Source organism: Mesorhizobium sp. WSM4820 (assembly GCF_055811075.1).
In genome coordinates this window covers 132,113-142,988 of the sequence record NZ_JBVVQN010000017.1, presented here as the reverse complement: position 1 = coordinate 142,988, position 10,876 = coordinate 132,113, and the positions used below count along the sequence as shown (strand labels likewise).

The window sequence follows — 10,876 nt, the reverse complement described above, 5'->3', positions numbered from 1 at the left end:
ATGGACGCAAGCGATCGAAAACACCCTAGAACGACCGTTGCAGGCAAGGCGCCGTCCACATATGGATCCCAGGGTCTGCGCTGCGTCGCTTCGCTCCTTGCTCCGCCCTGCGATGACGAAGGCGCAGTCGAAGGCCTAGGTCATCAGGGTTAATTCTCCCAACCAGCGGAAAGGATTAGCATCGGCGACAATCTCGGCCGCGCAACCAGCATCATTGCCGCCTCGGTCCTGCACGGCCAGAACAAAAATCTGGGAGGAATGCATGACGAACACAACTCACTTCAGGCGTCGAAGTATTCTCGCTTTGACTGGCCTCATCGGCGCCTGCCTGACTGCGGCCGCAGGTCAGGCCGCCGAGCCCGGCAAGGTCGAGATCGATGCCCTGAAACAATCGCTTTCGAAGTACGAAGACTACAAGGCCGCCATTCGCGACCTCTACCTGTCGACGGTCGGATGCGTTTATTACAGCGGCGAAAAAGTGGCTGGAGCTATGGATTACCCGAAGGGCGCGATGGGCATTCATTTCGTCAACGTCGCGAGCGTCAGCCCGACACCAGATCCGACGCGCCCCAATGTCCTTATCTATGAGCCGGTCGACGGCGGCTTGCGCCTGGTGGCAGTGGAATGGCTTGTTCCGCTGACGCCCGACACCAAGGAGCCGCCGAAACTGTTTGGACAGACGTTCCAGGGGCCGATGGAGGGGCATTATCCGCTTATTCCGGTGGAGTTCTACCATTACGATCTTCACGTCTGGCTGTTCAAAGACAACCCACTTGGAATGTTCAGCCCGACGAACCCCGACGTGAAATGCGACAATTACGCGTTTCCGATGCCGGAGCAGCCGACCAAGATGGTGCCAGGGCCGATGTAATGGCTGCTTAGTCTACGCAATGGCCCGGCCTCAATTGGGTTTATCCCAGATGCGCCTGGGATAACCTCCCGCCGAGCTTTCAAGATGTCTCGGGTAGACAATGGTGCCCCTAGCCGGGATCGAACCAGCACTCCTTGCGGAACTCGATTTTGAGTCGAGCGCGTCTACCAATTCCGCCATAGGGGCTCAGGCCGGGCGGCCTGGATGGGCGCGGACTATACGGTTGGAGGCCTGTTCGTCAACTGGCCAATTCGGGGTGGCCAATTCCGGGCATGTGGCTTTCGCTCGGCCGCGGCCTTTCGATTTCGTGAAGCTACGGCCATTGTGCGGCGCGGAAAATCTTTCTAGACAGGCAGCGCATTGAAGCGCGCCGCGTCTGGAGAGATTCATCTGGCGCGCTTTTGGTCTTGGTTTTTATGCATTGTTGTCCCAAAGGCGCTGCGCATTTTGGGCGACGTGCATCAGGAGTGCCGATGCTTCGCGGACTTTACGACTGGACCTTGTCGCTGGCGGCGAAGAAATCCGCCGAATGGTGGCTGGCCTTCATCGCTTTCGTCGAAAGCTCGGTATTTCTGGTGCCGGCCGATGTGCTCTACCTGCCTATGGCACTGTCACGGCCGGATCGCGCCTATCGCTACGCGCTGGTCGCCACGCTGGCCTCCGTTCTGGGTGGCATAGCCGGCTGGTACATCGGCCACTACGCCTATGACTCGGTGGCGCGGCCGATCCTTGAATTCTACGGCAAGTATGACGACTTCGAGACACTGCGCGTCTCGGCGGGCACCGGATTCATCGTCCTGATGCTGATCACCTCCGGCCTCGCCCATCTGCCGCCGATCAAGGTGGTGACGATCCTGTCCGGCGTCATCGGCACGCCTTTGCTGCTGTTCATCGTGCTGGCGATCGTGGCGCGCGGCGCCCGCTTCCTGTTCCTCGCCTGGCTGCTGCGCCGCTATGGCGAGCCGATCCGCGAGTTCATCGAAAAGCGCCTCGGCATGATCGCCGGCGCTGGCGCGGCTGCCCTGATTTCGCTCTATATCGTAGTCAAATACGCGTTTTAGAGCATGATCCCGAACCGAAGGTCAGCGTAGCAAAAAAGTGGGCGCCGGCTTTCGGAAAAGATCATGCTCAACAACAAGGCGAACGGCAGATCGATGACAGCGACCGTGAATGCCGACCCTGGACGCCAGCGCATGCGGACGGCGTTGTTCCTCGCCGCCGCCATGGCCGCCACCGTCGGCTCGGCGCTGGCCTTCCAGCATCTTGGCGGCTACATCCCCTGCAAGCTCTGCCTGGAGCAACGCACCCCCTATTACATCGGCGTGCCGCTGATGCTGCTGGCGGCGCTTGCGACGACCTTGCGCTGGCCGGCCTGGCTGACACGCGGCCTGCTGGCCGTCGGCGGCCTGCTGATGGTCTACGGCGTCTATCTCGGCGTCTATCACTCCGGCGTTGAATGGGCGTGGTGGCCGGGGCCGACCGACTGTGCAGCAGCTGCCGGTCCGGTCGACACCGGCGGCAAGGGCGTGCTCGATGCGCTCGACAGATTCGTCCCGCCCTCCTGCGACAAGGCGGCTGTGCGCATCCTCGGCCTGTCGCTGGCCGGCTGGAACGCCATCGCCAGTTTTGTCCTGGCCGTCATCGCCTTCCGCGGCGCCTTTGCCCGCGACTGAGCTGCACAGCGCAGAGTTCGTCCAGAAATTCGTCAGGCCGAAGCGCATAACGTGGGTTTCGAGAACCGAAGCGGAGCGTACTTCCCGCATGTCCCGGAAAAGTGGTCCCGGTTTTCCGACAAGGACATGCGGCAACGAAAGTACGTGAGCACCGGAAGCGCAGAAAGCTGCGTCAGGCGACCGGCATGGCGGATTTCTGCCGAACTCTATGGCTCCAGTTCGACATCCCAGTAGAGATAATCCATCCAGCTTTCATGAAGATGGTTGGGCGGGAACAAGCGGCCATTGTTGTGCAGGTCGTGCACCGTCGGCTGAAAAGGTTTCTGCAGCGGCCACATCTTGGCGTGCGCCGGCATCATGCCGCCCTTCCTCAGATTGCAGGGCGAGCAGGCGGCGACGACATTCTCCCACGTCGTTGCGCCGCCGCGATGGCGGGGAACGACATGGTCGAAGGTCAGATCCTCCGGCGTGCCGCAATACTGGCACTGGAAACGGTCGCGCAGGAAGACGTTGAAGCGGGTGAAGGCCGGATGCCGCGATGGCTTCACATAAGCTTTCAGGCTGACGACGCTCGGCAACTTCATCGAGAAGGTCGGCGACGACACCGCGTGCTCGTATTCGGCGACGATGTTGACCCGCTCGAGGAACACCGCCTTGATGGCGTCCTGCCACGACCAGAGCGACAGGGGGTAATAGCTGAGCGGACGATAATCCGCGTTCAGCACCAGTGCTGGAAGCCCATCCGGAGATACGGCAACCGTCACGTCATTGACCTCCTTGGTTCAGCGCATGACCCCGAAATCGGTTCGATTTTCGGAAGGGATCATGCGCAGCTTCAAAAAGTCCTACAGCGTCCTTTGCGCACCCAACTGGATGCGCGGCGCTGTAGCCTGTCGGCGCGGATACTGTAAGCCCGACATGACAGGGATGTGAAGCGGCTTGTCGATCAATCGCAGCGCTAAAAATGCATGATTTTCATGCTTTTTTACGGATTCAGCCAGGCGGCGCGGCGTCCCTGCCCCGGGTTTCACGATAATACGCCCAAAAAAGCCGTGATGCGACACCGCGCCACGGGCTCCATGATTCGGCGAGCTTGATCAGCGTTTTCTCGGGCGGACGCGGGTCGATGCCGAGCGCGTGGCCGACCGCGCTCTGCAGGGCAACGTCGCGTGCCGGGAAGACGTCGGGGTGGCCGGCGGCGAACAAAAGGTAGACTTCCGCCGTCCACGGACCGATGCCTGACACCTTGGTCATCGCCGCGATCGCCTCCGCGGCGTCGAGCAAACAGAGATGATCGAGGTCGAGCCCATCGACCACCGCCTGGGCGACGGCGATCAGCCCGCGCTGTTTCGGCCGCGACAGTCCGGCTTCGCGAAAGATGGCTTCGTCAGCGGCAAGGATGGCTTGCGGCGTCAGCGGATCGACGAGTTTTGTCAGCCGCCCGAAGATCGCGTCGGCGCTGGCGCGGGATACCTGCTGCGAGACGATGATCGAGGCAAGGCTTCTGAACCCCGGCTCGGAAAGCCGAAGCGGCACCTCGCCGGCCATGCCGCGCACCTTGTCCAGGCGCGGGTCGAGCAGGCAGAGCGCGTCGAGCCCTTGCGAGACGTCGTCGAGCGTGGCGATGCGTTGCATGTCTGCTTGTTCCCGGCGCAAAGTGGCAGATGTAATCAGGCGCAAAGTAGCAACTGGCGAAAGCGCCGCACAACCCGATTGCCGCCGGACGATGACACTCCTGACATTCCGCTTCGCGCCGAGCCCGAATGGCGAACTGCATCTCGGCCATGCCTATTCGGCGCTGCTCAATCAAAAGTTGGCCAGCGCAACCGGCGGGCGGCTGTTGCTGCGCATCGAGGACATCGATACGACGCGCTGCACACCGGAATTCGAGGCCGGTATTTTTCGCGACCTGGAATGGCTCGGGCTTGGCTGGGAACAACCTTTGCGCCGTCAGTCCGAGCATTTTTCGGACTATCAGGCGGTGCTCGATCGGCTGATCAGCGAGGAACTCGTCTACCCGGCCTTCATGAGCCGTGGCGAAATCCGCGCCTTCATTGCCGACCGCGAAAGGCGCGGCCGCGACTGGCCGCGCGACCCGGACGGGGTGCCGCTCTATCCCGCCGTCGACAAGGCGCTGACTATGAAGGAACGCCAGCAACGGATGGCCGAGAATGTGCCCTTCGCCTGGCGGCTCGACGTCGATGCTGCGGTGGCGCGCGTCGGCACGGGTCTGTCATGGCTGGAATTTTCCGATGAAAGCCTTTCCGCGACACGCACGATAGAAGCCCGGCCGCAGGACTGGGGCGACGTGATCGTGGCGCGCCGTGAAATCCCGACAAGCTATCATCTCGCCGTCGTCGTCGACGACGCGCTGCAAGGCGTCAGCCATGTGGTGCGCGGCCAGGACCTCTATTCCGCCACCGGCGTGCAGCGCCTGCTCCAGGAACTCCTTGGCCTGCCGCAATCAGGCTACTTCCACCATCGTCTGGTCCTGGGCCCGGACGGACGAAAGCTGTCGAAGAGTTTTGCCGATACCGGCCTTGCCGCCTTGCGCGAGGCCGGCGCATCACCGGAAGACGTCCGGCGGCTGGTTGGGATTTAAATCAATTCCGTTACCTCAGAACGTCACGACGGTGCAGAACCTTTGATGGCGGAGCGAGGCGCCCCCCTCTGTCCTGCCGGACATCTCCCCCACAAGGGGGGAGATCGCCGTCACCACCGCCTTCGCGAACCGCCACCGTCGCGGGAGCGAGCGGTACGCCAAAGCTGCCAATCTCCCCCCAAGTGGGGGAGATGTCCGGCAGGACAGAGGGGGGCGCGAAGGATCACGACAGATGAGCATTTATCCGAGTGGAACTGGAACATGCTTTGGTCTTGAAACCTCCCTGATCCAGGGCGCATCCTTCAATTCGGATGAGCCTATGGATCAACCGTTTGGTTTTGCTAGCCGGGTTGAACCGCATTACAGCAGTCCCGTACAAGACCCCTCACCGAGCACGCGGCAGCCTTTCAAAAATGCGCAGCATCAAGCGGTTCATCCCCGCCTCCTTTGTCGTCCTGTGGGCGACCGGCTTCATCGGCGCGCGTTATGCCATGCCGTGGGCTGAGCCTTTCACCTTCCTGGCCGCTCGCTTCGTGCTGGCCGCCGTGCTGTTGGCCGCCTTGATGGCAGCACTCGGCTCCAGGCGAGCGACGCGCAAGGAGGCGTTTCACGCGACCGGCGCCGGCATCCTGATGCATGGCGTCTATCTCGGCGGCGTGTTCTGGGCCATCCACAGGGGCATGCCGGCCGGGTTATCGGCCTTGATCGTCGGGCTGCAGCCGCTGATCACCGCAGTGATGGCCGGCCGATTTCTCGGCGAGGCGATCCTGCCGCGCCATTGGGTCGGCCTCACTGTCGGACTTGCCGGCGTGGTCATCGTGCTTTGGCCGAAGCTCGGAACGCTCGGCGGCGGCGTGACGGCCGAGACGCTGGCCGCCTCGCTTGTCTCGGTGCTTGGCATGAGCGCCGGCACGATCTGGCAGAAGCGCTTCGCCTCCGGCGGCGATCTTGTGGCGGCCACCACTTGGCAATATGTCGGCGGTGCATCGGTGATGGCTTTGGCCTCGCTCGCTTTCGAGACGCGAACCGTCATCGTCAATGGCGAGTTGATCTTCGCCATGGCATGGCTGGTGCTGGTGCTGTCGATCGGTGCCATCTTCCTGTTGATGGTGATGATCCGCGACGGCGAGATGTCGAAAGTCGCTTCGCTGTTCTATCTGGTCCCGGCCGTCACCGCGGTCATCGCCTGGCTGTTGTTCGGCGAACAGTTGAACCTGGTCCAGATCGTCGGCATGGCGATCGCGACGTTCGGCGTCGGGCTGGCAACCGCTCAGCCGACCAAAGCATGATCCCAAAAAGCGGGAACCAGTTTCGGCAAAGATCATGCTCAAATCAAGAATCAGCCAACGCGCGCGCGTGCCTCCAGATAGCGGCTGATCGCGGCATTGAGTTCACCGCCGAGAATGAAGATCGCCGAGACCATATAGAGGAAGACGACCGCGACCATGATCGAGGCAAGGCCGGCATAGGTCGTCACATAGGACGAGAAACGGTCGAGATAGGCGGCGAAGATGGTCGACCCGATAAGCCAGGCAATCAGTGTGAAGATGATGCCCGGTATGATCGAGACGAAGCGGCGCTTGCCCGCAGGCAGCCAGTAATGCACCGCGAACAGCCCGCCGACGATGACGACCGAGGCGATGATGTAACGCCACAGCGTGATCGTTCCCATATAGGGTTTTACCCATTCGAAATTGGCCTCGGCCAGCCGCGCCAGCAACGGCGCAAACACCAGAAGCACGCTGATCGCCAGAAAACCTGCCGTGGCGATCAGCACGAAGGCGATGCTCTGTACCCGGCGGTAGATGATGCCGCGCGTTTCGGAAACGCGGTAGGCGCGGTTGAGCGAGGTGCGCAGCGCCTCGATGCCGTTCGAGGCGAAGAATGCGGCAAGCAGCACGCCATAGGTCAACAGATCGGTGCGCTGCACGGTGAGCACGTTGAGCACCTCGCGCGCGATCGGCTCGGCGATCTGCTCGGGCCAGGTGTCGAAGACGATATGCACGGCGGTGTCGGCAAAAGCCTGTGCGCCGAGGAAGCTGGCCAGCGTCGTGGCGAAAATCAGAAAAGGGAATAGCGCCATCAGCGCCGTGATCGCCAGATGACTGGCCATTGCCCAGCCATCGTCTGCATCGAAATGGCCGAACGCGTCATAGAGCACGCGCTTGAGGGCTACGATCTTCCGCAACAAGAACCGCGTTCCCTTCGATTGTCTCGACGCCGCGAATATGGGAAGGGATTGCGGCAAATGGCAAGCCTACGTCAAAGCACGCTTCCTCCTGGAGAAGAGTTGCGCACCATCATCGTCACCGGAGCTTCTTCCGGGATAGGCGCCTATTGCACCCGGGCGCTGAAGGCGGAAGGCTGGCGGGTGTTCGCGACGGCACGCAAGCCGGAGGACATCGCCGCCCTCGAGGCCGACGGCATCGAGGCTTTCTATCTGGATTATTGCGAACCGGGATCCATCGAGACGCTGGTGGCGTCGGTGCTGGAGCGGACCGGCGGACGGCTCGATGCCCTGTTCAACAACGGCGCCTACGCCCAGCCCGGCGCCGTCGAGGACCTGCCGGTGGCAGCGCTCAGGGAGCAATTCGAGGCGAATGTTTTTGGCTGGCATGACCTCACCCGCCGTGTCTTGCCGGTGATGCGCCGCCAGGGCCACGGCCGTCTTGTCCACTGCTCCTCGATCCTCGGCCTGGCGCCGCTGCCGTTTCGCGGCGCCTATTCGGCGTCGAAGCATGCGATCGAAGGGCTGATGCTGTGCATGCATCAGGAACTCCAGGGTAGCGGCATCCATGTCTCGCTGATCGAGCCGGGGCCGGTGACATCGAAGATCGCCAGCAACGGCCTTGTGTGGTTTCTCAGGAATATCGACCGTGAGAATTCCGTCCACCGCCTCGCCTATGAGGCGCAGCTGCAACGGCTGCAGGCCGGCGGCAGCAAATCACGGCTGAAGCCCGGGCCGGCGGTGGTTCATGTGGCCTTGCGCCATGCGCTTCTGTCGCGGCGCCCGCGTCCGCATTATGTGGTAACGGTGCCGGCCAGGATCGGCGTCGTCCTCAAACGCATCCTGCCGGCATCAATGCTCTACCGCCTGCTTGCCAAACGCGCCTGAACGCAATCGACTGGAAAACACACTATGGCAACCGTCTTCAACATCCTCGCTGTTCTGGTCATGGTCGCCGTGGTCATCGTGCTGATCCGCGGCCTCGTCAACATGATGCGCGGCGGCTCCGGCATGACCTCCAACAAGCTGATGCAGACGCGCGTGCTGCTGCAGTTCGTGGCATTGGTGCTGATCATGCTGGCGGTGTATTTCACCCGCAAGTGACGAGGGTGGCGATTTCGGGAGGCAGAGCGTGGTCAAGCTCAACAAGATCTACACCCGCACGGGCGACGACGGCACCACCGGCCTCGGCACCGGTGAACGGCGGCTGAAATCCGATCTGCGCATCGACGCCTATGGCACGATCGACGAAGCCAATGCCTGCATCGGCATGGCCCGCATCCACACCGCGGCAACACACCCGGCGATCGACGCGATGCTCGGCCGCATCCAGAACGACCTTTTCGACCTCGGCGCCGATCTGGCGGTGCCGGATGACGGCAAGCCGCTCGGCTATGAGCCGCTGCGCATCACCGCTGTGCAGACCGACCGTGTCGAAAAGGACATCGACCTGCTCAACAAGGATTTGCAACCGCTCAAATCCTTCGTGCTCAACGGCGGCACCCCGGCGGCGGCGGCCCTTCACCTTGCCCGCACGGTGGCGCGGCGGGCCGAGCGCATCATGGTGGCTTTGACGCAAAACCCAGGCGAGCATGTCAACCGCGAGGCGATAAGATACATCAACCGCGTATCGGACTTTCTGTTCGTCGCCGCGCGCGCGGTCAATGACAATGGAAACGCCGACGTGCTATGGGTTCCCGGCAAGAACCGCTGAATCTGCCGAGACGGGAGGGGGTCCGATGTTCATCCCGCTTTATGACACCAACCGGTTGCGCCACATCAAGCAGCAATATGTCACGATCGGCCTGATCGCGTTCAACACGCTCATCTACTTCGCCACCGCACTTGGCGGCGAGCAGTTCACCAACGCCGCTGTGCTGGGCCTCGGCTTCATCCCGTCGGTGGTCCACGACAGCGCCGAACTGGCTCCGCAGTTTGTGGTCATCCCGGAGAGCCTGAGCTACGTCACCTATTCCTTCCTGCATGCCGATATTTTCCATCTCGGCGGCAACATGCTGTTCCTGTGGGTGTTCGGCGACAATGTCGAGGACGCGCTTGGTCATATCCGCTTTCTCGCCTTCTATCTGCTGTGCGCCATCGCCGGCGCCTTCTTCCAGGGCCTGATCGCGTGGGACTCGCAGGTTCCGCTGATCGGCGCCTCAGGCGCCATTGCCGGCGTTGTCGCCGCCTATCTGATCCTCTATCCCAGGGTGAAGGTATGGGTGCTGGCCTTCGCCCGCATTCCGCTGCGCATCCCGGCCTTCATCCCGCTCATCCTGTGGATCCTGTTCCAGATCGTGATGTTCGCCGCCGGTGGCGAGGACCAGATTTCCTGGGCCTGCCATGTCGGCGGCATCATCGCCGGGGCCGTGCTGGTGCTGATCTTGCGCAATCGCGCCGTACCGCTGCTTGCCGGTGCGGACGAAGGGGCGGTGGTGGTCGCCGGCCAAACGCCTGTTGCCGCAGAGCCGGCGCCAGGCGAGCCGCTGTCGGCGCCGCGCTGGGGACGCGCCTCTGCTCCGGACTGAACCGATTTGAGTAGCTGGCGGATATTGACGTGCAGGTTTGTCGCAACTACGGAAGCGTTTCCGCCACCGCCTAGGCGGTTGAAGACCCGAATTCCGTCCGAAATGTCGGCTTTCGACAACTCTGCAGAGGCGCGGGCTGTTATAGCGCGCCCAACTATCTCAAGAGAGGTGACAGGCAAATGAAGATCCTTGTGCCCGTGAAGCGGGTTGTGGATGCGAATGTGAAGGTTCGTGTGAAGGCTGACGGTTCGGCGGTGGAACTCGCCAACGTCAAGATGGCGATGAACCCGTTCGACGAGATCGCGGTCGAAGAGGCGATCCGGCTGAAGGAGGCCGGCAAGGCGGAGGAGATCATCGTTGTCTCGATCGGGCCGCAGCAGGCGCAGGAGACCTTGCGCACCGCGCTCGCCATGGGTGCCGACCGCGCCATCCTGGTCAAGACCGACGAGCAGACCGAGCCGCTGGGCGTCGCCAAGGTGCTGAAGGGCGTGGTCGAGGCGGAAAAGCCCGGTCTCGTCATTCTCGGCAAGCAGGCGATCGACGACGATTCGAACCAGACCGGCCAGATGCTGGCCGCACTTCTGGGCTGGGCGCAAGGCACTTTTGCCTCCAAGGTCGTTATCGATGGCGACAAGGCCAAGGTGACGCGCGAGGTCGATGGCGGCCTGCAGACGGTGGAACTGAAGATGCCGGCGATTGTCACCGCGGATCTTCGCCTCAACCAGCCGCGCTATGCCTCGCTGCCCAACATCATGAAGGCCAAGAAGAAGCCGCTCGACGAGAAATCTCCCGCCGATTACGGCGCCGACGTCAAGCCGCGGCTGAAGGTAATCAAGACCGAGGAGCCGGGCGGCCGCAAGGCGGGCGTCAAGGTCAAGAGCGTCGCCGAACTGGTCGACAAGCTGAAGAACGAAGCCGGCGTGCTGTAATGAAATCCGATGAGGCCGGCCTGCAAACGGCCGGTTTCTCCGCTTC

13 protein-coding genes and 1 tRNA gene are annotated in these 10,876 nt (G+C 62.4%); 10 read left to right on the top strand and 4 right to left on the bottom strand.

Going from position 1 to position 10,876, the window contains the following annotated elements; translation table 11 throughout:
• Positions 1–262 precede the first annotated feature (262 nt).
• Positions 263–871 (top strand): hypothetical protein, encoded by a 609-nt coding sequence (locus AC0L2R_RS25215; RefSeq protein WP_473512174.1) that lies wholly within the window; start codon positions 263–265, stop codon positions 869–871.
• 101 nt (positions 872–972) lie between these two features.
• On the opposite strand, the gene AC0L2R_RS25210 is transcribed toward AC0L2R_RS25215, so the two are convergent.
• A tRNA-Leu gene (locus AC0L2R_RS25210) sits at positions 973–1,057 on the bottom strand.
• Between the two features lie 287 nt (positions 1,058–1,344).
• On the opposite strand from AC0L2R_RS25210, the gene AC0L2R_RS25205 reads away from it, so the two are divergent.
• Positions 1,345–1,932: a YqaA family protein gene (locus AC0L2R_RS25205; protein ID WP_091600122.1), complete on the top strand. Its 588-nt coding sequence runs from the start codon at positions 1,345–1,347 to the stop codon at positions 1,930–1,932.
• Between the two features lie 93 nt (positions 1,933–2,025).
• Positions 2,026–2,544: a disulfide bond formation protein B gene (locus AC0L2R_RS25200; protein WP_027153360.1), complete on the top strand. Its 519-nt coding sequence runs from the start codon at positions 2,026–2,028 to the stop codon at positions 2,542–2,544.
• A gap of 206 nt (positions 2,545–2,750) precedes the next feature.
• On the opposite strand, the gene AC0L2R_RS25195 is transcribed toward AC0L2R_RS25200, so the two are convergent.
• Positions 2,751–3,308 carry an HNH endonuclease gene (locus tag AC0L2R_RS25195; protein ID WP_023797250.1) on the bottom strand — a complete coding sequence of 186 codons (558 nt, stop codon included), beginning with the start codon at positions 3,306–3,308 and terminating at the stop codon, positions 2,751–2,753.
• Between the two features lie 229 nt (positions 3,309–3,537).
• Positions 3,538–4,179, bottom strand: a complete 642-nt coding sequence (locus AC0L2R_RS25190) for a DNA-3-methyladenine glycosylase family protein (RefSeq protein WP_473512173.1) — start codon at positions 4,177–4,179, stop codon at positions 3,538–3,540.
• Between the two features lie 91 nt (positions 4,180–4,270).
• Between AC0L2R_RS25190 and gluQRS the strand changes: the two genes are divergently transcribed.
• Complete coding sequence (gluQRS, locus tag AC0L2R_RS25185) at positions 4,271–5,146, top strand: tRNA glutamyl-Q(34) synthetase GluQRS (protein ID WP_473512172.1); 876 nt, start codon at positions 4,271–4,273, stop codon at positions 5,144–5,146.
• A 413-nt stretch (positions 5,147–5,559) separates the two neighbouring features.
• Entirely contained in the window at positions 5,560–6,435 is an 876-nt protein-coding gene (locus AC0L2R_RS25180) for a DMT family transporter (protein WP_473512171.1), read from the top strand.
• Between the two features lie 50 nt (positions 6,436–6,485).
• On the opposite strand, the gene AC0L2R_RS25175 is transcribed toward AC0L2R_RS25180, so the two are convergent.
• On the bottom strand, positions 6,486–7,337 hold the full coding sequence (locus AC0L2R_RS25175; protein ID WP_031254136.1) for a YihY/virulence factor BrkB family protein: 852 nt from the start codon (positions 7,335–7,337) through the stop codon (positions 6,486–6,488).
• A 57-nt stretch (positions 7,338–7,394) separates the two neighbouring features.
• Between AC0L2R_RS25175 and AC0L2R_RS25170 the strand changes: the two genes are divergently transcribed.
• From AC0L2R_RS25170 to AC0L2R_RS25150, 5 genes are all read left to right on the top strand, one after another.
• Positions 7,395–8,261, top strand: coding sequence for an SDR family oxidoreductase (locus tag AC0L2R_RS25170; protein WP_473512170.1), 867 nt, complete (start codon positions 7,395–7,397; stop codon positions 8,259–8,261).
• 24 nt (positions 8,262–8,285) lie between these two features.
• Positions 8,286–8,477, top strand: coding sequence for a twin transmembrane helix small protein (locus AC0L2R_RS25165; protein WP_123149186.1), 192 nt, complete (start codon positions 8,286–8,288; stop codon positions 8,475–8,477).
• 28 nt (positions 8,478–8,505) lie between these two features.
• Positions 8,506–9,087 (top strand): cob(I)yrinic acid a,c-diamide adenosyltransferase, encoded by a 582-nt coding sequence (locus AC0L2R_RS25160; RefSeq protein ID WP_473512169.1) that lies wholly within the window; start codon positions 8,506–8,508, stop codon positions 9,085–9,087.
• Between the two features lie 25 nt (positions 9,088–9,112).
• Positions 9,113–9,901, top strand: a complete 789-nt coding sequence (locus tag AC0L2R_RS25155; RefSeq protein WP_473512168.1) for a rhomboid family intramembrane serine protease — start codon at positions 9,113–9,115, stop codon at positions 9,899–9,901.
• Positions 9,902–10,080: 179 nt separating this feature from the next.
• Complete coding sequence (locus tag AC0L2R_RS25150; RefSeq protein ID WP_023797241.1) at positions 10,081–10,830, top strand: electron transfer flavoprotein subunit beta/FixA family protein; 750 nt, start codon at positions 10,081–10,083, stop codon at positions 10,828–10,830.
• Positions 10,831–10,876 lie beyond the last annotated feature (46 nt).